Annotated in this window: 23 protein-coding genes; 22 read left to right on the top strand and 1 reads right to left on the bottom strand. The window is 32.9% G+C overall.

Going from position 1 to position 23,832, the window contains the following annotated elements; translation table 11 throughout:
• Window positions 1-32 precede the first annotated feature (32 nt).
• The 10 genes from IPN70_01785 to IPN70_01740 all read left to right on the top strand — a co-directional run bounded on the left by IPN70_01785 (window position 33) and on the right by IPN70_01740 (window position 10,139).
• A complete protein-coding gene (locus IPN70_01785) occupies window positions 33-359 on the top strand; it encodes a hypothetical protein (GenBank protein QQS61642.1) in 327 nt (108 codons plus the stop codon).
• 8 nt (window positions 360-367) lie between these two features.
• Window positions 368-1,006 carry a 50S ribosomal protein L25 gene (locus tag IPN70_01780; GenBank protein ID QQS61641.1) on the top strand — a complete coding sequence of 213 codons (639 nt, stop codon included), beginning with the start codon at window positions 368-370 and terminating at the stop codon, window positions 1,004-1,006.
• 200 nt (window positions 1,007-1,206) lie between these two features.
• On the top strand, window positions 1,207-2,481 hold the full coding sequence (locus IPN70_01775; protein ID QQS61640.1) for a hypothetical protein: 1,275 nt from the start codon (window positions 1,207-1,209) through the stop codon (window positions 2,479-2,481).
• A gap of 69 nt (window positions 2,482-2,550) precedes the next feature.
• The gene (locus IPN70_01770) at window positions 2,551-2,898 is read left to right on the top strand and encodes a hypothetical protein (GenBank protein QQS61639.1); all 348 of its coding nucleotides are present in this window, start codon (window positions 2,551-2,553) and stop codon (window positions 2,896-2,898) included.
• A 4-nt stretch (window positions 2,899-2,902) separates the two neighbouring features.
• Window positions 2,903-3,796: a hypothetical protein gene (locus IPN70_01765; protein ID QQS61638.1), complete on the top strand. Its 894-nt coding sequence runs from the start codon at window positions 2,903-2,905 to the stop codon at window positions 3,794-3,796.
• Window positions 3,797-4,097: 301 nt separating this feature from the next.
• Window positions 4,098-6,416, top strand: a complete 2,319-nt coding sequence (locus tag IPN70_01760; protein ID QQS61637.1) for a hypothetical protein — start codon at window positions 4,098-4,100, stop codon at window positions 6,414-6,416.
• Between the two features lie 103 nt (window positions 6,417-6,519).
• Window positions 6,520-6,696 (top strand): hypothetical protein, encoded by a 177-nt coding sequence (locus IPN70_01755; protein ID QQS61636.1) that lies wholly within the window; start codon window positions 6,520-6,522, stop codon window positions 6,694-6,696.
• 97 nt (window positions 6,697-6,793) lie between these two features.
• The gene (locus tag IPN70_01750) at window positions 6,794-8,167 is read left to right on the top strand and encodes a glycine--tRNA ligase (protein ID QQS61842.1); all 1,374 of its coding nucleotides are present in this window, start codon (window positions 6,794-6,796) and stop codon (window positions 8,165-8,167) included.
• 295 nt (window positions 8,168-8,462) lie between these two features.
• Window positions 8,463-9,080 (top strand): hypothetical protein, encoded by a 618-nt coding sequence (locus tag IPN70_01745; GenBank protein ID QQS61635.1) that lies wholly within the window; start codon window positions 8,463-8,465, stop codon window positions 9,078-9,080.
• Between the two features lie 279 nt (window positions 9,081-9,359).
• Complete coding sequence (locus IPN70_01740; protein ID QQS61634.1) at window positions 9,360-10,139, top strand: hypothetical protein; 780 nt, start codon at window positions 9,360-9,362, stop codon at window positions 10,137-10,139.
• A 107-nt stretch (window positions 10,140-10,246) separates the two neighbouring features.
• Here IPN70_01740 and IPN70_01735 read toward each other — a convergent pair whose 3' ends face one another.
• On the bottom strand, window positions 10,247-11,011 hold the full coding sequence (locus IPN70_01735; GenBank protein QQS61633.1) for a hypothetical protein: 765 nt from the start codon (window positions 11,009-11,011) through the stop codon (window positions 10,247-10,249).
• 577 nt (window positions 11,012-11,588) lie between these two features.
• Here IPN70_01735 and IPN70_01730 point away from each other — a divergent pair.
• The 12 genes from IPN70_01730 (at window position 11,589) to IPN70_01675 (ending at window position 23,700) form a co-directional block, all read left to right on the top strand.
• Complete coding sequence (locus tag IPN70_01730; protein ID QQS61632.1) at window positions 11,589-12,404, top strand: hypothetical protein; 816 nt, start codon at window positions 11,589-11,591, stop codon at window positions 12,402-12,404.
• A gap of 37 nt (window positions 12,405-12,441) precedes the next feature.
• Window positions 12,442-13,392, top strand: coding sequence for a DNA cytosine methyltransferase (locus IPN70_01725; GenBank protein ID QQS61631.1), 951 nt, complete (start codon window positions 12,442-12,444; stop codon window positions 13,390-13,392).
• 15 nt (window positions 13,393-13,407) lie between these two features.
• Window positions 13,408-14,463: a hypothetical protein gene (locus tag IPN70_01720; GenBank protein ID QQS61630.1), complete on the top strand. Its 1,056-nt coding sequence runs from the start codon at window positions 13,408-13,410 to the stop codon at window positions 14,461-14,463.
• Window positions 14,464-14,542: 79 nt separating this feature from the next.
• Complete coding sequence (locus IPN70_01715) at window positions 14,543-15,685, top strand: adenosylhomocysteinase (GenBank protein ID QQS61629.1); 1,143 nt, start codon at window positions 14,543-14,545, stop codon at window positions 15,683-15,685.
• 10 nt (window positions 15,686-15,695) lie between these two features.
• On the top strand, window positions 15,696-16,262 hold the full coding sequence (locus IPN70_01710) for an NUDIX domain-containing protein (GenBank protein QQS61628.1): 567 nt from the start codon (window positions 15,696-15,698) through the stop codon (window positions 16,260-16,262).
• Window positions 16,263-16,556: 294 nt separating this feature from the next.
• Window positions 16,557-17,075, top strand: a complete 519-nt coding sequence (locus IPN70_01705; protein ID QQS61627.1) for a VTT domain-containing protein — start codon at window positions 16,557-16,559, stop codon at window positions 17,073-17,075.
• A 23-nt stretch (window positions 17,076-17,098) separates the two neighbouring features.
• Complete coding sequence (locus IPN70_01700) at window positions 17,099-18,409, top strand: DKNYY domain-containing protein (protein ID QQS61626.1); 1,311 nt, start codon at window positions 17,099-17,101, stop codon at window positions 18,407-18,409.
• A gap of 46 nt (window positions 18,410-18,455) precedes the next feature.
• On the top strand, window positions 18,456-18,800 hold the full coding sequence (locus IPN70_01695) for a hypothetical protein (GenBank protein ID QQS61625.1): 345 nt from the start codon (window positions 18,456-18,458) through the stop codon (window positions 18,798-18,800).
• 327 nt (window positions 18,801-19,127) lie between these two features.
• Window positions 19,128-20,396 carry an insulinase family protein gene (locus IPN70_01690; protein ID QQS61624.1) on the top strand — a complete coding sequence of 423 codons (1,269 nt, stop codon included), beginning with the start codon at window positions 19,128-19,130 and terminating at the stop codon, window positions 20,394-20,396.
• A gap of 89 nt (window positions 20,397-20,485) precedes the next feature.
• Window positions 20,486-21,496, top strand: a complete 1,011-nt coding sequence (locus tag IPN70_01685; protein QQS61623.1) for an AI-2E family transporter — start codon at window positions 20,486-20,488, stop codon at window positions 21,494-21,496.
• Between the two features lie 64 nt (window positions 21,497-21,560).
• Window positions 21,561-22,256: a 16S rRNA (cytidine(1402)-2'-O)-methyltransferase gene (gene rsmI, locus IPN70_01680; protein ID QQS61622.1), complete on the top strand. Its 696-nt coding sequence runs from the start codon at window positions 21,561-21,563 to the stop codon at window positions 22,254-22,256.
• A 10-nt stretch (window positions 22,257-22,266) separates the two neighbouring features.
• Window positions 22,267-23,700, top strand: coding sequence for a methionine--tRNA ligase (locus IPN70_01675; protein QQS61621.1), 1,434 nt, complete (start codon window positions 22,267-22,269; stop codon window positions 23,698-23,700).
• Window positions 23,701-23,832: the final 132 nt, after the last annotated feature.

Here is a 23,832-nt window from a genome sequence, read left to right as displayed (position 1 = left end):
AATCTTCATCTCGTTATAAATGAGAGGGTAATATGAATTTTTCTCTTATTCAAGGATATCCGACACAATGTCCTGTCTGTTCGAATGAGTATGATCAGTCGGATGGGATGGAGACAATTGCGCAGAATCAAGGAGGGAGCATCCTTCATTTTTTTTGTCATCATTGTGAAACAGCACTTTTAGTTTCTATTCGGGTAAATGCATCAGGAATGGTTGGTATGGGAATGCTTACCGATCTTACTCGCAAAGAAGCGAAGAGTTTTCTCTCACAAAAGTCAGCAATTTCTGGTGATGAAATTCTTTCTTTATATAGTGCTTTTAAAAATTCCCAAGTGGGTGTAAAAGATTTGTTTGTATAAAAATTATTATGAAGACAATTGCTGTAGCTGGAGAGTTTCGAGAAGGAAAAACTCCTAAAAAAATTAGAGAAGAAGGATTTGTTCCTGCTGTTATTTATGGAAAAAAAATAACGTCAGTGTCTATCGCAGTTGATAAGAAAATTTTTGGAAAAATATTTTCTCAAGCAGGGGAATCAACAATTTTTCATATTCAGACTTCTGACAAAAAAGGTTTTGATGTTCTTGTTCGTGATATTGAATATCATCCTTTGAGTGGAGAAATGATGCATATAGATTTTTATGCTGTTTCAATGAACGAAGCTGTAGAGACTTGGGTAGAATTTGAATTTATTGGTGAATCAAGCGCTGTAAAAGAAGAGGGCGGAATTTTTGTTACAGGATTGAATGGAATTGATATAAAAGCATTACCTTCGAACCTACCTTCTTCCATTACGGTAGATATTTCTAAATTAAAAACGTTTGATGATTTTATTCATGTAGGTGAACTTTCCGTACCAGAGGGTGTTGAAATTCTTACAGCACCAGATTCAATAGTAGCTTCTGTCTCAAGACCAAGAACAGAAGAAGAAGAAAATCTTTCTTCCGATGTGGATGTTACCAAAGTAGAAGTTGCGGAGAAGGGAAAGAAAGAAGAGATTGTAGAATAGAAAGAAGAAATTATTTCTTTGAAAAGACTTCAGTAGAGTAAAAAACGTTTTTCTCCTCAGGGGAAAGACGTTTTTTATTCTACAATAATGGTGTTATCTTTTATTCTTTTTTGTTATCTTTTATTCTTTTTATAGAGATGAATAAGAAAAAAAGAAATGAATATTAGGCATTCAAATTAATTATGTTGTATACTAAAAGTATGCAAAACTACGAGAAGAAGAATTATAAAGAGGTGATAAAAAAAGTATTCTTTTTGGGAATAGCTTTATCCTTTTTTTCTTTTGCGGAATATACTTTTGCGAAAGATCCTGAGGACGTTGAGAAAGATATTAAAGAAGTAAAAGAAGAAATTAAAGAACAATTAGAAAAAAAAGAAACACTTGAAAAAAGTCACGGAACCATAATAAAAGAACTTAATTCTACAGTGGGAGAAATTAAAGAAGTTCAGGGGGAATTAAAAAAAACAAAAACTGTTTTGGAGAGAAAAGTGGAAGAAATAGAATCATTGAAAAAAAGACTTATTCTTCAACGCGCCATACTTTCTGGAATCATTCAAAATTTATATCGAACATCACAAACTTCTTTGGCAAGTGTTCTTTCTCAAGACGGTATGTTTGCTCAGGCTACTCAAATTGAAGATGCTCACGTAATGCTTCAGGCGCGTATGAGTGAAATGATGAAGGATATTGAAATAACAAAAACTCAAATCGCAGAGGAAAAAAAAGTATTAGAAGTTATCAAGCAAGAAAAAGAAGAAGTACTAGATGAAAAGCAAGATGAAGCGCAAGACCTTACTTCTGAGAAAGTAACTCATGAAAAAAAGATAGCTCAAACAGAAGCAACGATCGAAGATCTTAAAAAAGAAATGGCCAAATTGCAATCAAGCCTCAATCAGATTCTTGGAAAGGCTTATGATACAGGACAAATAAAAGATGCTATCAAGTTTGCTGCAAAAGCTACAGGTGTTCGTGAAGGTTTTCTTTTCGGTGTTATGTCGATGGAATCAGGAGGAAATCCTTTGGCAGGACGTTGTACGTATAGTAATGCTAGTATGAATGAAACGAGAAAAAAATATTTCAAAGAAATCTGTGAAGAATTAAATGCAGATTATAAAAAACGACCCGTTTCATGCGCTTCAAAAAGTTATCCTGGTTCGGGGGGTGCTATGGGAGTAGCTCAATTTATGCCAGATACATGGGCAGGCTATAAAGCAAAAATCGCTTCAAATACGGGGCATAACCCTCCAGACCCATGGAGTCTTTTGGATGGTACTGTAGCAATGGCATTAAAACTTGCTAATGATGGAGCGACAAAAAGTGGTGAAGTGAGTATAAAGAATCCTTGTAATAAAAAAAGTGTGAACGTAAAGTGGGAGGTGTACGCTTCTATGCGATATCTCGGTTGGACATGCTATGGTTATACTAATTATGCTCCGGGAATTCAGAACCTTGCTAAACAATATAAAAATATGTAAATGAATTTTTTTTTGGAAAAATGTGTTATTATAAGAGGGTAAGATAAAAATAATTAAAAAGTACGTAGTATGGCTCAAGAAGAAAAAAAGATAAAGATTCTCACTGTGGCCCTTATGAGTTTAGCTTTGGTCGCAATTGTTCTTATTTCTTTTGTTTTTATGAATGGAGGAATGTCTAAAGGACTGAATAATCCTCAGACAATGGGACAAAATAAGAATAATAATAAAGAAAATCTTTATGATGAAAATTCAAAAAAATCTTTTCCTTTAGAGGCTGCTGTTATTGAAGAAACATTAGCATCTGACGAGGCTCTTAATAAATCTTTGGAAGAAGAGATCTCTTCAGAAGAAGCTTTTGGTTTGGAAAAAGAAGCTATTCAGATGGAAGAAGAAATTAATACATTATTGAATGAATAAATATATGAAAAATAAACAAGCTATTTTTTATTCTTTCTTTTTATTCCTTTTTGGAGGAATGGTTTTTTCAGCGTCTGTTTTAGCTCAAGGAGAGAATTCTAACGGTACGGGTGAGGGTATGGGAGCAAAAAATGTTGAGAAAAAGACTATACAAGCAGAAGAGAGAAATGAGAAAATGCAAGAGAAAATTAATAACCGTGAAGAAAAGAGGGAAGAAATAAAAGAACAAAGACAGATAAAAACATGTGAAACGTTCGCAAAAGAAAAAATGAATTTTCTTAAAAATATAGATGTAAAGCAAGGAGCTTTTTTGAAAAGAATACAAAATCGTGAGCAAGTTACCATGCAAATGAGAAATCAAACGGATTCTACTTATGAGCAGAAAGTGCAGGAGGCTTTGAAAAATAGACAAAGAATATATGAAAAACTTTTGAGTGAGGCAAAAACTCAAGAACAAAAAGACGCTGTTGAGAAATTTCAAAAAACTATGGAAACTCTCGCTTTAAATCGACAAACAGAAGTTGCAACTGCAAGAAAAAACTATAGAGCTTCATGGGACGCTCTTGTGACTGATTCGTATAAAGAGCAAGTTAATACTTTTTATGCTACGTATGAGGAGTCTATTCGAACAGCAATAGAAACCGCCACTAAATCTTGTGAAGGCGGGCAGGAATTTTCAGAAATCCGAACACAGCTTAAAACTGATCTTTCTGGAGCAAGAGAAGCCCTTTCAGAAATGCTTAAGCAATTTGGGTCTGAAACGAAAAGTCAAAGAGAGACTGCTCGAAATGCATATCTTGGTGCAATAAAAAAAGCGAATGATACGTATAAGACAGGGGTAAAAGATGCCGTGTCTGTTTTGAAATCTGTATATGAAGAAGTAGATGATATTTTTTAGAAAAAAATTACTCTATTAAGAGGTTTCTAAAAAAGATACTTTTTAAAAAAGTATCTTTTTTAAATATAGCATTTTTCTTTTTGAAGTTTTTTTCTAAAGCTAAGGATGTATATTTGAGAAAAGATATAGTAGAGAGAGACAGTGAATTATTTGAGAATAAAGAATCTTTATCTGTGAGTAAGAAATTATCTATTAATGGAAAGAAAATATGCTAAGGGGGTAATTCTTATAAAACATGATATAATACTTTTGTATACGTTTTCTAAGATAATAGTTATTAATTTACTATCATTCTCTTGATATGAAAAAAAATAAAAATAATAAAAGCATCCTTATTCTTTTTTTAGTAAGTATCGTTTTTTTTGGAAGTCTTCTTTTTTTGCAAAGAAAAAACCTCCCATTACTTTCTTTTCTTTCTTCTCTTTCCATGGATCTTTCTTTTAGTAATGCTGGGTCAGCTCCTGCGACTCAATCAATTGCATATGATTTTCTTTCTTTAGCACCTTCTGCTTATTGGCATAATAATGCGGGAGGAGTTTCATGGCCTTCTATCGCTTCTGATCCAGAGGGAGCGCGTTTGCTTATTCCTGGACAACGATTAGAAGATGGAACAACAGCAACTGTTTTATTTACACATCCCAAATGGATAAGTAATGGTTTTACACACGGAGCCTTTAGTAATATCACTATTCCGAGTGCGGTTGAAAAACCTGTCTTACGAGCAGTTTTTGGATATACACAAGGTGAAGTTGAAAAAATGAGAACTTCTGATGGTATTCATTTTTTCGCATCTTTTCAAGAAAATGGACAATGGATAAATCTTTTTTCAAAAACGAAAATATATACAGGATCTCTTGAAACAGTAGAAATTGATCTTTCTCCTTTTGCTGGGAAAACAATAACGATTTTTATGGGAGCTGATGCTGGAGCATCAGTTTCATATGATTGGGCTGCATGGAAAGAATTGAAAATCCTTAAAAATTCAAAACTTCCAGAAGGAGCTGCTGATTCTATTGATCTAGATAATAATATTGTAGAAGGATGGTCGCGAGATAACGAAGCTCCTTCAAAAAGTCTACAAGTAATGTTTTATATTGATGGTGTAAAAAGAGGGGAACAAACTGCTAATCGGTATCGAGCTGATCTTGGAGGGAATTATGGATTTAGATGGACTATACCCGAAGCTTATCAATCAGGGGAGCACTCTTTGAAAATAACAGCAAAAAATTCAAATAGTGGACAAGAGAAAGAATTACTTTATTCACCCACTACGTATAATTACACGACAGGTGTTTCTATGAGTCCTATAACATTACTTTATAACGATGCTCAAATGCCGGTTACTATGGATTCGAGCATGGCAACTATTGGGGGGAGTGCATCCGAAATGGATTTTTTCGTTGCAACTTCAGGTCAAACAACGAAATTTAAAGGAAATCTCTATGGAAGCGAACCTTTTAAAAGACTTGTATGGCAAAAAAATAATAGAGATTATATTGACATGGGAAATTTCTTTAAACAGTATGCTTGTGCAGGTATCTGGATAGAAAATATTTACCAAAAATCAGAGAATTTTTGGTTGGGTTTTGTACATGTTGAAAAATTTAAAGAATGTAATAATTATCAAGCAAAAACTGAGCAATACTCTATAGGACTCATGACCTCTACCGATAAAGGAGAATCATGGAAGTTTATAGGGGAAATTATAAAAGCAAAAATTGATACAGGTGATGCTAATGGTAATCTTGGTGGAACACCTGTTCTTCTTGCTGGTGAATATTTCTATACGTATTTTTGGGATAATACAAGTAATACTAAATACGTTGCTGTTGCTCGTGCGAATATACAAGATGTTCTTAATAATGCTACGCAGGGAAAAGTTACGAGTTGGAAAAAATATAATAACGGAGCTTGGGTTGAAAATGGACTTACTGGCGCGGGTAGTCCATTGGGAGATCTTAGTGATAGTCACACGGATGCTACAGTTTCCGCAAGTAATGGAAAATATCTTATGACTCAAGGGTCTGTGAATGGTTTGGTAAAACTAATGCAATCATCAGACGGAATACATTGGTCATCTTTAGCTACAGTGGATAATCGTCAAAAAAATGGTGAATGGACATTTTATTCTACTATTGTAAATGAAAGCGTTCCTTCAAATAAAGATAGTTTTAAAGTGGGAAATACCTTTTTCGTTATCTGGCCAAGAAAACAGGCGAGCAAATATGACGCAGATGATCTTTATATGAGAAGAATAACATTACGTCAAAATACTAATCCTTCAAATAACAATTCTTCCCCTTCTACAGCAAATTACGAAAAATTACTCATTTGTCCAACCTCAGTATCGATAAAAGTCGGTGGAAAGACTCAACTGCAAGCTCGAATATATAAAAGAAATTCTCGTGAAGAACTCAATCAGATATCATGTAAGACACCCTACTCTGATGATGGCGTTTCCCAACGTGTTGTTTGGGAATCAGCATCTTCTAATGTTAAAGTTTCAAATTATTCAGAAGTAGTTACTGTGACAGGTCTTCGTGCGGGAGCTGCTAAAATTACAGCTTCTTATGGTAATAATTTGCAATCAACTGCTAACGTTACAATAAACGTTAAATGATGATAGAGAGCTCCTTATTTTCATCTTTGAAAAAGAGTGAAATTTCTGGGGAGATAGTAGAAAAATAAAAGAATATTTTAAAAGATAGTACGTAGAAAAAAATATGAAAAAAGAAACCCAAACACAAAAAGTACTTATTGTTCTTCTTTTGAGTTTAGCGCTTCTCCTTTTTATTTTGGTGGCATCCTTACAAATAAAGAAAAATGAAAAAAACTCTTCAGAAGAAGCTGCATATGAAATTTCTCCTCCCGAGATGTATTATGAGAATGATGGAAATTAAAGAATAATTCCTTCAAACGTTTTTCAATAAAAAGCATTTTTTTGCTCTTTTTGGGTATTTGTCGTACATTGGAAATATATTTGTAGCACAATATTTTATGGATACTATGGATAAAATTGTTTCTTTTGCTAAGCGTCGTGGTTTTGTTTTTCCTTCGAGTGAAATTTATGGAGGATTTGCTGCTGTTTATGATTTTGGTCCGTATGGTGTTGAGCTTGCACGAAATATTCGTGATGCGTGGTGGAAGGCAATGGTACAAACTCATGAAAACATTGTAGGGCTTGATAGCGCTATTTTTATGCATCCTAAAGTTTGGGAAGCCTCTGGTCATGTGAATGGTTTTAGCGATCCTTTGAGCGAATGTAAGACATGTCATACGAGAATACGTGTGGATCATGCATTGGAAGACGCAAGAGTCTTTGCTGATGAAAAAATGAGCGAAGAAGAAATACAAAAACTTTTTGAAAGTGTTAAAGAGAAAATAGTATGTCCGAAATGTGGGGGAAAGGACTTTTCTGATGCGAAAAAATTTAATCTTTTGGTCCAATCTAATCTAGGAAATTTTACCGGAGATTGGGCGAAACAGCCAACCTATCTTAGAGGAGAAACCTGCCAGGGAATCTATGTAAATTTCAAAAATGTTTTGGATAGTACGCGGATGAAAGTACCTTTTGGTATAGCACAAATAGGTAAAGCCTTTCGTAATGAAATTACGGCTCGCCAATTTATTTTTAGAAAACGTGAGTTCGAACAAATGGAGATGCAATATTTTGTACGTCCAGAGGAAGCATCGGAAGTTTATGAAGAGTGGCGAGAAAAGAGGTGGCAGTTTTATCTTGATCTTGGCATACAAGAAAAGAATCTAAAATGGCATGAACATGAAAATCTTGTATTTTACGCTAAAGCAGCGTGGGATATTGAATACAATTTTCCCTTTGGTTTTAAAGAACTTGAAGGTATTCATAATAGGAGTGACTATGATCTTACTCAACACAGTAAATTTTCTGGAAAAGATTTGAGTTATCGTGATCCGTATACGAATGAAAAATATTTACCTTGGATTGTTGAAACATCTGTGGGATTGGACCGAATGTTTTTGGCAGTTTTGACCGATGCGTATACAGAAGAAGAGATGGAAGGAGGAGATGTTCGAACAGTTCTTCGTCTTCCCAAAAAACTTGCTCCTGTAAAAATTGCTATTTTCCCTCTTTTGAAAAATAAGATGGAATTAGTGGATAAAGCTCGTGGAGTTTTCGATCTTCTTCGAGATAGGTGGATATGTGAATTTGATGATAATGGCAATGTGGGAAAACGATATCGTCGACAAGATGAAATTGGAACACCGTATTGTGTAACTATAGATTTTGACACTCTCAATGACGATACCGTTACTGTCCGTGATCGTGACAGTATGGAACAAAAACGAATTTCTATTGAAAGTTTGCAAGAATTTTTTACACAAAATATTTGAGAGAAATAAACCTCTATTTTTTATAAAATAAAAAGGTGATAATTAAAAAATAATTTGAATTTTAAATGGAAATGAATGTTGAAAATATCGCTTTTAAAAAAGCATTGGAGCAAAAGAGAGTAAAGGTGGAGGAGTTGGAGGAAGGATTGAGAATTACAAGTGAAAAATAAGTGGTGCTATAATGCAAGAGATGAGCGGACTTCCAATGTAACCATAGAAACGAAAATCTTTTCAAGTTGTTCATTTATATCTATTTTGATTATGTTTTACACTAATTACCTAAAATTAAAGGAATATGAAGACTACTACATTCAAGACACTCTTGCTTATTGGCATAATTATTGTCGTTGCAATTTTAATGCATGTTCTAATTATACAACCCCATATGGAAAGAAATGCTTATAAAGAATGTCTAGATGCCCTTCAAAAATCCCCAGATTATTTATCCGCAAAGTCAACGAATGAAAAGGAATTTCTTCTTGAGGTATGTGCAAAAAGCAGAGGTGCGATTGATATTCAAGCAGAAAATCGAAAAAGAGAAGAGGTAATACAAAACACCCTCAATGAAGAAAGTGATCGAAATACTATTGATGCCGATAAACTCTCTCTTTTAAGTTTTCAATTAGAGCAATCTTCTGATCCGTATAACGCGTATAATACTCATTATGGGAATAAGTTTGCGATAACGGGAAAGATCCAAAATAATAATTCTTATCCAATTGAAAAATTAAGCATTAAGATAGATTTTTTTGATAGCGAAGGAAATAAATTCGATGAACATGACGAAGAATTAACAAATGTTATTTACGAAAATAGTTTCATGGATTTTAATGAGGAATTTTATATGAAAAAAGTAGATCCAAATAGTGATTTTACCTATACTTACGAGATTATATCGGGAAAGAAGAGATAAGATTCGTATCCCCATTCTTATCACTCATAAAATTCGAATAATGTTTTTTAATTTTTTCGTAAAAATTCTTTATGAATAAATACTTATCTATAAAATTTAGAAAAAGAGAAGTTGTTGATTTGTCTACAAAAAATTGAAGAAAAAAATACTGAGAATACTAAAAAAATTATGGAAAAATACGAAGGACAAAAGATCATATGGGATGAAATGATTGAGAGTGTAGAAAAAGAAAAAGAAGACTGTTATAAACAGTATGAGATATTGAAAAAGTAGAATTCAATGAAAGAGTTTATAAATAAAAAACTGCAAAAGTTTTTTGCCGAAGATATTTTTCCACAAAAGGAGGAAAGAATACAATATCAAGAAGAAAAAGAAATTCTTTTAACTTTCTCTTTGATGTTTAATGATCTTAAAGACATTATACTTCTTAATGATCTTTTTGTAGAAAGCTGCAAGAAGCCAGAGGAAAAAGAGATTTCAGTACATGCGGGAGAATATGGCGGTATTCGTTTGCATATTCTGAGGTTGTATATTGGCACGCTCTACGAAGTTTGTAATTATATGACGAAAAAAATATCTATGATTGAATCGTCTTATATTCAGAGCTTCATTCAAAAAACAAATGAGGATACACAAAGTACTTGGAAACATATCTTGCTTATTCTTCAAAAAAATACCAGAAAGAAGAATTTCTCTGATATTCCTCAAGAGGTTTTGTGGGTACGAGATTTAGTTGAAATTATTCGTGATGTGAGAAATAATACCTCTTTTCACTATCAAACAAACAAGAGATTGGTGGAGGGGTATAGAAAATTTTTTTTTCAAGATAATCTTTCTGATGAAAAAAGATATGCGTATAGATCAATAAATCATAGTAAAGTTTTGGAAAGTAGGCATTACTATGCCGACGCTGCGATACAAGGATATCTTGAAAAATATTTTGGCAAGGATGATTCTGTAGATATTCAGCTAAAACGATGCTTGCGTCTTTCTAGTAAAATGATGCAAGCGATAAATAATGTTTTAGAACAATATCACAAAACTATACGACAACAATAATAGTAGGTATTTGAGAAAATATTTTGGCTTGTATAAAGTAGTCTCTCTAAAAAATAGAATAGCTCTAAAATAATAAGAATAATAATGACTTCTTTTATGAATATCAATTAGAAACAAAAGGGCTTAACACAAAAAGACCCGAATGGTTTTGAACAATATTTGTAAGGATTATCTTGATTTAAACATGCATTATATTCCGCCATTTCTGCATTATATTCAGTTAAACAAGCGTTATATTCAGCAAGATCCCGTTGACATTTTTCAGTCTTTTTTCTTTCACTTTCTTGAATCATATCATCCAATTCTGAATTCGAATTTTCATTAGAGGGTATTGTTTTTGGGTTTTTAGTAGATGGCTGTGTATAACTAGTATTCTGTTTAGATTTATATTCCTCGATAATTAATTCCACATCGATTAACCATTCTCTTTTCGTATCTAAAGCTATTGCGAAGTTTTTGACCGCAACATAATGATCATCAGATCCGCCCCCCCATGTCTGTTTCATTTTATCCTGCCTCTCTTTTGGTATATTATTATACCAAAATAAAGATGCTTTCAATGCTCTATCAGAAGGATCTGTTGCTTGTGGTGCTTCTTGATCTTTTGTAAATTCTTCTATGGAATATCCCATTGATTTAAATTTTTGCTTGACTTCGTTTATTCTTGGGTCATTCGGATTATTCTGTATCCATGTAGCTATTTCTTCTGGAGTATTAAATGTAAGATCTTCTATCGTTGATATTGATGGAGATTCTTTAGTTTCCATTTTTTCTTTAATTGGATCAGGAGTTTTTATATTTTCTTGATTTTTATTTATAGGCAGTTGATTTATTAGAAATACAATAAATAATGTAATACAGAAAATAATCACAATCCGAGCTCTATTTATTTTTGTATTAAACTGTTCAAAACTATTCATAAAGGTGTGCCTAATTATTTATATTTTAACTTTTGTTATTGGAAAAATACAGCAAATGTTTTTTTTCTTAGAATTATGCCAATTTTTATCCATGGTAAAACTAATTTTTTTAATCTTTTATTATCTTACTTTACCAAGGTTGCTATACCTTTACAATACAACATAGATAATAAGTAGAAAAAAAGGGGGTTGATGTCTTTTTTTACCTTTCTCGAAATGAGTTGGACTTTCTCAAAAAACATAGAGGAAATGCTTTTGTCTATAAAATAAAAATAGCTTCTCAAAAAAACGAAGAAACTCTCTTGTGCGTGTTTTCTGCTAATGAGGTGTTGAAATCTAAAGCGATAATTCCGACACAGTATTTTGTACGGATAGGTGGCGCTTAAAAATATTTTAACTTTTAGGAAGCATTTTCTCCAAAAAAGTATATAGTATACAGTATATTATATACTGTATACTATATAAGAATGTTAGAGATAAAGATATAATTATAAACAGCTACTTGATATCGTAGCATTAAATAAAAAATATGCTTTCTTCCGAAAAAATGAATGATCTTGAACAAGCACAAAAACAAACACAAGAAAAAATACAAGAACAGGAACGGGAGAATGATTGGGTGTGGAAAAAATTTACGTTTGAGAAAGGAACTTTATATATAACTTCAGACGCAAAAAAACTTGATTCCGAAGAAATCCAAACTATATTTGAAGATGGTCATAGTTTTATGCAAGAAAAACCGGAAAAATTACACACGGGAAGTGATGGCTCGGTCTATGTTTTAAAAAGTGGATCGTATATTCTCAAAGAACAAAAAAGTGATGGAAAAGAACTTATGAAGGAACATGAAAAATGGAAAAAGTACACACAGAATGACTCTTCTTTTCCAGAAAATATACGCTTTATCGATTATGTAGCATTGATCGAGCCTCCTTATCTTCCAGAAGATGAATGGGGTAGGCGAAAACAAAAAATTTCATTTGATAATCAGCAAACCGATGTTGCTGTCGGTGCCGGAGCTTTTACTCGAAAAGCGGATATTTGTAGTTATGTACTTATGCCTTTTGTGGGAGATGGCGTTGACTTGGGTAAATTAAAGCAATATCAAAAAGATGGAAGCTTTGATAATACGGTAAATCGTACTGTCGAAATATTAATAGAAAAAGGGATAATTTCAGATGCTAGTCAAATAGAAAGTTTTGTAGATGAACAATTTAAAAAAATACAAGGAGCGTTAGAACATTCTTCTGAAGGGAATGCTTTCGATATGAGGGATTTTGCTCATAGAAATATTGTTATTGATGTATCCGAAGAAAATCCTCAATTTTATTTGATTGATTTATAAAAGTAGAGTTAGAATGTAAATAAATATTCTTACACAGATGAAATTTATAGATTTATTTGCAGGAATTGGTGGAATAAAAATAGCATTCGAAGACGCTGGTTTTGATTGTGTTTTTTCAAATGATTTTGATAATAACTGTAGAATAACCTTTGATTTAAATTTTTCAGGATTATTTGAAATAGATAAGCAAATGGTTTTAAGAGATATTTCTCAAATTTCTACAAAAAATATTCCAGATTTTGATATCCTAACAGGAGGATTTCCTTGTCAGCCATTTTCTATTGCGGGATATAGACAAGGGTTTAAAGATGAAAAGGGAAGAGGGAATGTTTTTTTTGATATTATTCGTATTTTAAAAGATAAAAAGCCAAAAGCCTTCTTACTTGAAAATGTAAAAAATTTAAAATCTCATGACAAAGGTAATACAATAAAAGTAATATATCAGGAATTAGAAAAATTGGGGTACAAAGTAACTGATAAAGTTTTAAATGCAATGCAATATGGGAACATTCCTCAAAATAGAGAAAGAATTTATATCGTTGGATTTCTTGAAGAAAAGTCTTTCGAGAAATTTAAATTTCCTAAAAAAATCACTTTAACAAAAACGATTAATGATTGTTTAGAGATAGTAGTAGATAAAAAATATTTTTATAATGACAAGCCATTATTTGAAAGGATAAAAAAAGATGTCACAAAAAAAGATACTATTTATCAATGGAGAAGGCAGTATGTGAGAGAAAATAAAAGTAAAGTTTGCCCAACATTAACAGCAAATATGGGGATGGGTGGTCATAATGTGCCAATTATATTTACTGATCAGGGAATAAGAAAGCTCACACCTAGAGAATGTGCAAACTTTCAGGGATTTCCAAAAAATTATAAACTTCCAAAAATTGCAGATTCAGCTCTTTATAAACAGTTTGGTAATTCTGTGGTAATACCAGTTGTTAGGAGAATTGCTAAAAATATAAAAAAAGCTTTAGAGTAATTTTTAATAAATATTATGAAATATTATAAACTTATATTAGAAGATTTTAAAAGAGTTTTTGAATTTGGAACAAATTATTATATCGACCCTTTAAAAAATACCACAGGAAGAACAACTGGTGAGCCAAGGGGATTAGGAGCTATACTAGATGCTTTTACATTAGGAAAACTCACTGAAATTGGCATAGAGAAGATTTTTACTGAATTTAATGAAAACAAGCTTTATATTCTCGACTTTGATATTAAAAGTAATACGCAAGTAATGGACGAGCCTGATATTTTACATATTAAGGAAAATGGAGATCTAAGAAACCCAAATTTATTTGTAGAAATTAAAAATACGTCTGAAAATGATCGCTGGATTGGTCTTACAGAAGAACAATTTAATACAATAAAAAGAAGTGCGGGAAGTAAACGAGTATATATGATCTATGCGTCTATTCGATCACAAACAATAAATAATAATCCAAAAACAACAGATTTAACAGGAATGTTTTTGAAAGAAATAGAGGATAAAAGTAAAAGTGAGATATTTCAAAAATTTGCAAACTTGAATGCTGAATGCAAGATTGAATTTATTATTTCATCAAATGATTTAGAAAAATTTGCTTATCCTTTTGAACGTGGAATGAATATGTATGAAACAAATTTATTTGAAGAAAAAAAATCCAAGTCATTTTATTCTAAAGATGGAATGAGAAAAGATGTATTAGATGTTAAAGAATATAAAGATTTTGATGGGATGATGGACTTAGAAATAGAAACAGGATTATATCCAGAAAAAGAAGATATTTCTCAATTTGAAATCCATGGTTCTTTCAAAATAATCCAAAAGAGAAAAAAGAGTTTTATTGAGTGTATCTCAGATGTAATAACTGAAAATGATATTTTTGGAAAGTTTTATTTAGAAAAAGATAAGTTTTATTCGTTTAATTTGGTAACTCTCGGAAGGGATCCTAAGCTAAAAAGAAATAATTTATTTATTTCTAAAAGAAGAATTTATCAGTTAATAGGGGAGAAGCAAATAAGAAAACCAGAAATTGTTGTTGAAGAAATAACGAACAATATTTAAAAGAAATATTTTAATTTTGGATATCTATAAAATTTGGTGATGGGCATACGAAGAAGTTCTATTGTATAAAATAATACTTATGGAAAATACTATAATTCTTGAGAAAAAAATTGCTCAAAGAGAAATTTTTTTTGATGATAATTATTTAAGATCAATTTGCGACACAAAAAGGATAAGTGTTATAGCTGTAATGCACATACTAGATACGGGTATACCATTTGCAAAAATACTTGAGAAATATTTTTTATTAGAAGGAATTATCCCAAAAAGAAATTCGATCAACGAAAGTATAATAGAATTTTATCCAAGAGAGAAAATTCTTTCTATAACAAAAGATGATTTGAGATCTATAAACGCTATTAGAAATGTCCTTGAAAAAATCCCTTCTGAAAATTCATTAGTTATTCTTGATATAGGCGGATACTTTTCTACAATAGCCAGTGATATAAAGAAAATTCTAGGAAAAAGATTTCTCGGAATTATAGAAGACACAGAAAATGGACATCAAAAATATTTATCCCAGCTTTCTCTTGATTGTCCAGTTGTTTCTGTGGCACAAAGTCCTCTTAAAAGTAATGAAGATCATCTTGTGGGACAGGCTGTTGTATTTTCAACTGAATCTCTCCTGAGAGAACAAGGAATTCTTATAAACAATAAAAAGGTCGGCATTATCGGATTTGGAAAAATAGGTAATGGAATCTTATCATCTTTACATGATAAGGGTTGTGACGTCTCTATTTATGATACTGATCCAGTTATTATGGTATTAGCTTATTCAAAAGGAAATAAGATTGTAAAAAAGATAAAAATTATTGAAGAATCCGATATAGTTTTCTGTGCCACAGGAAAACTTGCTCTTAAAGGTGAAGAGTTCAAGCTGTTGAAAAACGGTTCTTTTGTGGCGTCGGTTACTTCTTCGGATGATGAAATGGATATCTCGTGGATTGAAATGAATTACACTGAGAAAAAGATAGCAAAATACATTTCACTTTATGAAAAAAACGGGCATTATTTCTATCTTCTTAATAAAGGAAATGCCGTTAATTTTCTTCATGGTGCGGTAGTGGATGATTTTATTTTGCTTGTACAGAAAGAAATGTTGGATACTATCACGTATTTACAAAGCGAGAATCTGCCTAATGGTATCCAAGAAGGACCAGAAAGTATTCGTTCAAGAATCGCTGATGCTTGGTTGAAAAAGTTTCTCGGAGTAATTGTTTAAGATAAGAAATATGATTGTAAAAGAAGATGCAAAAATTTTATTTGATAATTACCTTTCATTATTTCCTGAAGAAAAAAAGAAATTCTCTCTTCTTTTAGAACAGATGCAGTCTGACGAAGATATATTCAGCAGAAAGAATTTTCGAGGGCACATTACTGCAAGTGGATTGGTTATTTCTCCAGAGAGAAAGGTCTTAGCTCTTTTTCACAAAAAATTACAAAGGTATCTTCAGCCTGGAGGACATATCGAAAATGAAGACCGGGATCTCGAAAATTCAGCGAAGCGAGAAGTGATCGAAGAAGCGGGATTGAATGATATTAAGCCACACCCGTGGCACAAAAAAACTGGATCACCAATTCTTATTGATACACATCCTATTCCCGAAAACGAGAAAAAACAGGAAGACGCACATTATCACCATGATCTCATGTTTATTTTTTTCACAGAAAAAGGTAGTGTTTCGCTTGATCAAAATGAAGTTTCCGATTTTATATGGACGGATATAGATACTGTTCTTGAGGATAATTCAAATATAGCAAAAGCTCTCAAAAAAATGAAAGAACTTGGAATAGTATGAAAAGTCGGAAAATAATCGTAAAACAAAACAAGGGCTCTAAATTAAAGTATACAGTAGACCGCATATTGCATGGATAAACGCTAGTAATAAAGAAAAAATATTTTTATTTTTCAAGAGAATTTCTTATTTAATTTCTCTTGAGAGAAGTTTTCAGGTATAGTAGAAAAAGAGAAGAAAGAATAAGAAGAGATCTTTATTCGAATGAGTTCAAACAAAGATTTTTTTAAAAAACAAATGTCAAAAAAAACAAAACACTTTTTTATTTTTTTAAGCCTTTTTCTGTTATTGGGCACAATGTCTTTTTTGGTATGGAATTATTCACCAGAAGATATTACTGATCTTATAGGAGAAGAACATGCCTATATAGCTTTGTTTTTAAGTGCTCTTCTTGGAGGAACTTCTATTTTCATTCCGTTTCCTTATTATCTTGTAACTATTTCTTTGGGGGCAGCTGGATTTAATCCTTTATCTTTGGCGATCGTGGCTGCATTAGGGACGGCCATTGGGGATACGACGACCTATTTTATCGCTCGGAGCGGAAGAATTTTTACTCCTTCTCGAGCTCGAGTTTATTTTTCACGAATCGTATATTCACTCAAAGAAAAGCATCCTAGTTTTGTTCCTTTTTTTACCTTTCTGTATGCAGCTTTCCTTCCACTCCCTGATGACCTTATTATGGCTCCTGCCGGATTCGTTCGATATCCTTTTAAAAGAATTATTTTGAGTTTGTTTTTGGGGAAGGTAGTTTTTAATGGTCTTTTGGCTTTTGCTGGACTTTATGGATGGGAAAGATTGGTGCTGATTTTTGAATAATATAACAATAATTATTATAAAATATGAAAAACTTTTTAAAGTACGGCATCCTTTTTCTTATCATTCTTTCTTTGGGTGTTTTTTCTTTTCTTTTTTTTGAAAGATTGCTTCCAGAGAATATGAATTTTTATCGGGGAGAAAGTATTCGTATTGATGAAATATATACGAAAGATAATGTGGATGTATATTACTCGGGAGTTATTATAGAAAACGCTGATCCCAAAACATTTGAAGTTATCAATAAAACGTATGCAAAAGATGAAAAAAACATTTTTTTCTTGGGAAAAGCCGTGGACTATCTGGATGCAAAAACATTTGAACTTTTAGATACGGACATCAATGTTGTTCGTGATAAAAATGGATGGTATAGAAATCTTTCTCTTTTTATTCCAAAAACATGTGGGGAGGAACCTTTAAATAAAAATATACGATATGGACAGTACGGATATAGAGATCTTAAAAATGGAGAGTTCACTTTTTCTTTTTATGAAAAATATCGCTACACAGATCAAATAGAAATGGTTTCAGACGCATACTATAAGGTTGAAGGAAAGGCGATATATCATGAAGAATGTCAGCTTGCAGGAGCCGATGTGAATGCTTTTGAATTCGTTCAGAACGGCTTTGCTAAAACCAAGAAAAATGTTTATTTTAAGGGAAATAGAATAGATGGTTTGGACCCAAGTACTTTGAAAGTTATTTCAGAAGATTATGTAGCTGATGCAAAAGGTATTTATTTTCTTTCTGCTGATATGATCCATGTGGAGAAGATTTCTTTTCAAATGCCTGAAAAATTTCAAATTCTTGGTGGAGGGTATTCAACGGACGGGGAATTTTTGATGTATGGAAATTCTAAGATTGGACTCTATAGCGAAACATTTCATATTCTTTCTGAAAAGGCGAGAACAGCGGAAGATGAGAAGCTTTATTACGGGAGTGGTGTTTTGGTTTCTAAAAAAATACAGGGCTGGAAGCTTGTTACAGAAGAGCCATTTAATGAGGATGGTTCCATAAAACCTCTTCGTTTTGAAGGGAAAAAATCTATTCAAGGATGGTATGAATATGATTATGAATATGAAGAGAAAAAAGGTTGGGTTTTTCATGTCGTACATAGTGATATTTCTTTATTCCCTGAAGACATTACAGGCCTTCATGAGGACGGATCAGAAATTACTCCTTCTGTAAAAATTGTAACAACACTTTCTAATGATCAAGAGGATATGCTAAAAAAAGCTTCTAAAGAAAGGCCCGCAACAATAAGAGTTACAAGTTTTACGAAGTATCCTCATAGTCGACCAGAAGTAGAAATTGATCTTGAAAAAATAAGTTTATAATGAAAAAGTAAATATTGAATTTTTTGACGAATTTTAAAGAAAAAATATGAATGAAAAAATGAACACAGGAACTCCCTCTCTCAATCAAGAAGAATTAGGAAAAGAAGAAATAAAAGATTCTTTGGAAAATAAAATGTCTGAGGAAAATAAAAAATATGAAAGAAATGAAGAAGGGGAAATTTCTTTTGGGAGCGATGCTATTGAAAAAGGAAGGCAATATTTATTAAAAAGATTGACCGATCTTTCGGAAAGTATGTATGAGGGAGATAAAGAAAATAGTCTACGCGTTCTTAATACCAAAGCGTTGGTGTATATGAGTAAGGCGCGAGAATGGTTTTTGAAAAATCCTCAACGTACATGGAATGATTTTGCTTGGGAAGAAAGAAGTTAAAAATGGAATGCGTATGCAAAAGCAAGAAAAGATCAGATGTTTTCAGAATCTGCAATGCTAGGAGCATTTCACGAAGTAGATATTACTTTGCGATATATTGAAGAAGTAATATCTGTTCATCAAGATAAGAAGGAATAATAAGGATCGTATAACTTTATACTAGCTGAGACGGAATTTTTTTGTGTACACGCTGTGAGAAAGAAGAAAATACCTTTATTTTTTTTAAAGGCCGTAGCATTCAAAGGCGAACGACGATATTTTGAATATGGACAAAGTGATGAAGAAGATTTACAATTGTCTTTCAGTATAAGGAATAATCATACATATATGCATTACGAAAAAAGAATATTAAAAAACGGACTTCGTGTTATTTTGGCACCTGTAAAAGAAGCTCCCACAGCAACAGTACTTATTCTTACGGGAACAGGATCTCGTTATGAGACAAAAGAAAATAATGGAATATCTCATTTTCTCGAACATCTTTTTTTTAAGGGAACACAAAAGCGTCCCACAACACTTGATATTGCAACAGAACTTGATTCTATTGGTGGATTGTATAATGCGTTTACTGGAAAGGATCGAACAGGTTATTGGGCAAAAACAAGTAGTGAGAATGTACATACCGCTTTAGATATTATGAGTGATGTCTTTTTGAATGCTAAATTTGAAGCGAAAGAAATCAATAAAGAGCGAGGCGCCATTATTCAAGAAATGCGAATGTATGAAGATATGCCGGGACGTCGAGTAGAGGAGATTTTTGAAAATCTTCTTTACGGAGATCATCCTCTTGGTTGGGATATTGTGGGCCCTGAAGAAAATATAAAAAATCTCAAGAGAAGTGATTTCATGTCGTATCTGGATGAAAAATATCGAGCAGAGAATATTGTCGTGTGTGTTGCAGGGGGATTTGACCAAGAGAAAACATTTTCATATATAGAAAAAAACTTTTCTCATATTCCAAATAATTTCTCACGTCATTTCGAAACAATACATGATGCGCAAGAGAGTCCCAAACTTTTTATCAAAAACAAAAAAACCGATCAAACTCATTTCATGGTAGGAGTACGAACATTCGATCGTTTTCATAAAGACCGTTATGCACTTTCTCTTCTCTCGGGAATTTTGGGAGGAGGAATGTCGAGTCGATTATTTATTCAGGTCCGTGAACGTCGGGGACTTGCGTATCGTGTGAGTACTGGAGTCGAGGCATATGATGACGCTGGATATCTTGCGACGTATTGTGGAGTAGAACACAAAAATCTCGAAAAAGCATTACAAGTTATTCTTTCTGAATACAAGAAAATAGCCCGAAATGGTGTGGATGCTAAAGAGCTCAAAAAAGCGAAAGAACATCTCAAAGGAAGTTTGGCCATGGGACTTGAATCCAGTGACGACATAGCTTCATTTTTGGCAGATCAGGAAATTCTTCGTAGCGAAATAACACTTCCAGATACAATAGTAAAACGTGTGGATCGAGTAAAAATGGAGGATATTAAGCTTGTTGCTAGGGAAATTTTCAAATCTGATCGATTAAATTTTTCAGCAATAGGTCCTGACATTGAAGAAGCGAAAATAAAGGAACTTCTCAAATTGTAAAGAAATAGAAGAGAAAGGTGAATGTATTAATTTGAACTGAAGAGTGAACGTGTTTGGTTTTTGATATTTGAATTTTTAAGGGAAGGACTATGAATAAAATAACCATTTCTCCGTCCATTCTTTGGTGGGCTACAGGCATCGTTTTGGGTGTGTGGTTCCTTTATGTAATCCGTGACATTATCGTGTTATTTTTTGTAGCACTTATAATTTCTGCGGCGATGGAGCCCGCCATTCGGAAATTACAAAATCGTTTTGTAAATCGAAGTGCTGCTGTCATAGTCGTTTTTATTTCTTTACTTATTATTGTAGCGGGAATTCTTTGGTCTATTATTCCTATGGTAATAAATGAGATTCGTTCTTTGGCTGAAGAGCTTCCTATCTATGCAAAAGAGCTTACAGGATCGGAAGTTTTGTTTGAAGATATTTCTCGTTTTATACTTTCCTCTTTTGAAAATGGTTTCGGACAAGCGGGCGTTTCTCAGGAAGTGTTCTCTAAAACGGTTGGCGTTATTGGATCCTTTGTTTCTTTTTTTGCTATATTATCGATGGCTTTTTATCTTTCGATTCGAGAAGATGGTGTTCAACAATTCCTCCGATCATTACTTCCAAAAAAGTATCAGGGATATATTATTTCTCGATCGCAGGTAATTTATGAAAAAATTGGACGATGGATGTTGGGGCAGTTTATTCTCATGTTTATTGTGTTTGTTTTGTATTATGCGGTACTTTTAGTTTTTGGCGTTCCGAACGCTTTAGTTCTGGCAATCTTGGGAGGAGCTCTTGAAATTATTCCTTATTTTGGGCCAGTTTTGGCAGCTATACCCGCTATTGTTTTGGCATTTTTTGTTTCTCCTCTTGTTGGCCTTCTTGTGGCTATAAGTTTTGGCGTTATTCAACAAATTGAAAATCATATTCTCGTGCCTCAGGTTATGAGAAAAGTTTTGGGACTGAATCCCGTGGTTATTATTCTTGCTCTTTTCGTAGGAGGAAGTATTGCAGGCGTATCAGGGATGATTTTGGCAGTGCCTTTTGTTATGGGACTCCGAGTTTTTGTTAAAGACGTTATCGATGCACGCGAAAAAGAAAATAATAAATCGTAAGATGTTTTTTTGGAAAATGTAAGAGATGTAGGAAAAAGATTCAAAATATTTTGAAAACAATTATATGAGCGAAGAAATTATTCGAGGAACACTTTTTGTTATCGGTACTCCCATTGGTAATTTGGAAGATATGACTTTTCGTTCTCTTCGAGTTTTGGCCTTGTGCGACAAAATTGCTTGTGAAGATACTCGAGTAACAAAAAAACTTCTCACTCATTACAATATTCAAACACCTACAATTTCATACCATCAGCATTCCAAAGATCGTGATATTGAAAAGATTTTGATCCTTCTTGGATCTGGAAAGAGTATTGCTTTGGTAACTGATGCGGGAACTCCTGGAATATCAGACCCGGGAAATATGTTGGTAGAGCAGGTTGTTCGAGCTGGATTTTTGGTTGTTCCTATTCCAGGCGCATCGGCACTTGCTACGGCAGTGAGTATTTCTGGCTTTGATATGCAACAGTTTTTTTTCGCAGGATTTCCTCCTCATAAAAAGGGAAGAAAAACATTTTTTGAAAAGGTAGTGGCTTCAAATGTTGCTGTGGCCTACTATGATTCTGTACATCGTGTAATAAAAAATTTGGAACTTCTTGCTCAGATGAATCCAGATGTTACTATTGTCGTAGCGAGAGAGCTTACCAAAATGTTTGAAAGTATTTTGCGAGGAAAAGTGGGTGATATTATACAGCATTTTCGGGAGAATCCGGGAGAATGTCGGGGGGAATTTGTTATTCTTGTGGCGCCTTTGAAAAAATAAAGATAAACATATGAAATCATTTTATATTACTACTACCTTACCGTATGTGAATGCGGATCCTCATATAGGATTTGCTTCAGAGATTATTATTGCTGATGTTTTGGCAAGATTTCACAGATCACGTGGAGAGGACGTGGTTTTTAATACAGGAACCGATGAGCATGGACAAAAAATCTATCAAAACGCCCTCTTGGAAGGGGTGAGTGCAAAAGTGTATGCAGATCGTTATGCAAAAGAATTTCAAAAATTAAAAGATTTATTGCATGTTGATTATTCTCATTTTATACGAACTACGGATGAGCATCATATTCGTGCTGCTCAGGAATTGTGGAAACGAGTAGAGAAAAATGGGTATATGTACAAAAAAGAATATAATGTGAAATATTGTGTGGGATGTGAATTAGAAAAAACAGACTCAGAGCTCAAAGAAGGTAAATGTGAATTTCACCCCAACAAAGAATTAGAATGTATTCAGGAAGAAAATTATTTTTTTCGATTTAGTGCTTTTGGTGAGAATCTTTTGGATATATATAAAAAGTATCCAGATTTTGTCGTACCAGAGAAAAGACGTAATGAAATACGTGCTTTTGTAGAAAGAGGACTTCAGGACTTTTCTATTTCCAGAAGAAAGGAAAAAATGCCATGGGGAATTCCTGTTCCGGGAGATGATGAACATGTTATGTATGTGTGGTTCGATGCTCTCACAAATTATATTTCTACGCTGGGTTGGCCTGAAGATCAAGAAAATTTCGAAAAGTTTTGGGGGACAATTGAGAATCCAAAGGCTATTCAAATAGCAGGAAAAGATAATCTTCGTCAGCAAAGTGCTATGTGGCAAGCTATGCTTTTGGCAGGGGGTCTTCCTTCGAGTAGAAAGATTGGTATAAATGGTTTTATCAGTGTCGATGGAAAAAAAATGAGCAAATCCTTGGGAAATGTTATAGCTCCTTCAGAAATGGTAGAAAAGTTTGGTGTGGATGCAACAAGGTATCTTCTTCTTACTAAGGGATATTTCGGAGAAGATAATGATATTACATGGAAGTGGTTAGAAGAGAAATATAATGCAGATCTTGCTAATGGTTTGGGAAATCTTGTTTCAAGAATTATCGCACTTTCCCTGAAAGAAAGTGTTCTCTTTCAAGAAGAAATAAAAGAAAAAATTGATGTTTCTGCGCATATTGAAAACTTTGATATGAACATAGCATTGGAATTGATATGGCAAAGAATAGGAAATGCCAATAAATACATTGAAGAGCAAAAACCGTGGGAGCTCAAAAAGACTCATCCTGAAAAATTTGTAGAAACTATGCGCTATCTTTTGAAAGAAATTTCTCTCATTGCAGATGCTTTGAAATTTTTCCTTCCAGAAACAGCGGAAAAAATTCTTTCTATGGTGGAAACTCGAGAAAGAAAAATTTTGTTTGAAAGAATAGAAATAGCATAAGTAAATTATCTAGTTTCTACCTTTCATTTTCTTCTTATCTTTCTTTATTCCCTCTCGTATTTAATTTTTTCCCCCGCAAAAGCGGAGGAGTATCCAATTCTTTTTTTGTCCTTTCGAGTGATGAAGTTTTTC

The organism is Candidatus Moraniibacteriota bacterium, from assembly GCA_016699795.1.
Classification (GTDB): domain Bacteria; phylum Patescibacteriota; class Minisyncoccia; order Moranbacterales.
Note: the sequence above shows the minus strand (reverse complement) of the source record. Positions and strands in the feature narration are given on the sequence as shown.

What these genes read in the sequence shown, in the direction of transcription:
- IPN70_01785 (QQS61642.1), top strand. Translation starts at nt 33, where the DNA reads ATGAATTTTTCTCTTATTCAAGGATATCCGACACAATGTCCTGTCTGT.
- IPN70_01780 (QQS61641.1), top strand. Translation starts at nt 368, where the DNA reads ATGAAGACAATTGCTGTAGCTGGAGAGTTTCGAGAAGGAAAAACTCCT.
- IPN70_01775 (QQS61640.1), top strand. Translation starts at nt 1,207, where the DNA reads ATGCAAAACTACGAGAAGAAGAATTATAAAGAGGTGATAAAAAAAGTA.
- IPN70_01770 (QQS61639.1), top strand. Translation starts at nt 2,551, where the DNA reads ATGGCTCAAGAAGAAAAAAAGATAAAGATTCTCACTGTGGCCCTTATG.
- IPN70_01765 (QQS61638.1), top strand. Translation starts at nt 2,903, where the DNA reads ATGAAAAATAAACAAGCTATTTTTTATTCTTTCTTTTTATTCCTTTTT.
- IPN70_01760 (QQS61637.1), top strand. Translation starts at nt 4,098, where the DNA reads ATGAAAAAAAATAAAAATAATAAAAGCATCCTTATTCTTTTTTTAGTA.
- IPN70_01755 (QQS61636.1), top strand. Translation starts at nt 6,520, where the DNA reads ATGAAAAAAGAAACCCAAACACAAAAAGTACTTATTGTTCTTCTTTTG.
- IPN70_01750 (QQS61842.1), top strand. Translation starts at nt 6,794, where the DNA reads ATGGATACTATGGATAAAATTGTTTCTTTTGCTAAGCGTCGTGGTTTT.
- IPN70_01745 (QQS61635.1), top strand. Translation starts at nt 8,463, where the DNA reads ATGAAGACTACTACATTCAAGACACTCTTGCTTATTGGCATAATTATT.
- IPN70_01740 (QQS61634.1), top strand. Translation starts at nt 9,360, where the DNA reads ATGAAAGAGTTTATAAATAAAAAACTGCAAAAGTTTTTTGCCGAAGAT.
- IPN70_01730 (QQS61632.1), top strand. Translation starts at nt 11,589, where the DNA reads ATGCTTTCTTCCGAAAAAATGAATGATCTTGAACAAGCACAAAAACAA.
- IPN70_01725 (QQS61631.1), top strand. Translation starts at nt 12,442, where the DNA reads ATGAAATTTATAGATTTATTTGCAGGAATTGGTGGAATAAAAATAGCA.
- IPN70_01720 (QQS61630.1), top strand. Translation starts at nt 13,408, where the DNA reads ATGAAATATTATAAACTTATATTAGAAGATTTTAAAAGAGTTTTTGAA.
- IPN70_01715 (QQS61629.1), top strand. Translation starts at nt 14,543, where the DNA reads ATGGAAAATACTATAATTCTTGAGAAAAAAATTGCTCAAAGAGAAATT.
- IPN70_01710 (QQS61628.1), top strand. Translation starts at nt 15,696, where the DNA reads ATGATTGTAAAAGAAGATGCAAAAATTTTATTTGATAATTACCTTTCA.
- IPN70_01705 (QQS61627.1), top strand. Translation starts at nt 16,557, where the DNA reads ATGTCTTTTTTGGTATGGAATTATTCACCAGAAGATATTACTGATCTT.
- IPN70_01700 (QQS61626.1), top strand. Translation starts at nt 17,099, where the DNA reads ATGAAAAACTTTTTAAAGTACGGCATCCTTTTTCTTATCATTCTTTCT.
- IPN70_01695 (QQS61625.1), top strand. Translation starts at nt 18,456, where the DNA reads ATGAATGAAAAAATGAACACAGGAACTCCCTCTCTCAATCAAGAAGAA.
- IPN70_01690 (QQS61624.1), top strand. Translation starts at nt 19,128, where the DNA reads ATGCATTACGAAAAAAGAATATTAAAAAACGGACTTCGTGTTATTTTG.
- IPN70_01685 (QQS61623.1), top strand. Translation starts at nt 20,486, where the DNA reads ATGAATAAAATAACCATTTCTCCGTCCATTCTTTGGTGGGCTACAGGC.
- rsmI (QQS61622.1), top strand. Translation starts at nt 21,561, where the DNA reads ATGAGCGAAGAAATTATTCGAGGAACACTTTTTGTTATCGGTACTCCC.
- IPN70_01675 (QQS61621.1), top strand. Translation starts at nt 22,267, where the DNA reads ATGAAATCATTTTATATTACTACTACCTTACCGTATGTGAATGCGGAT.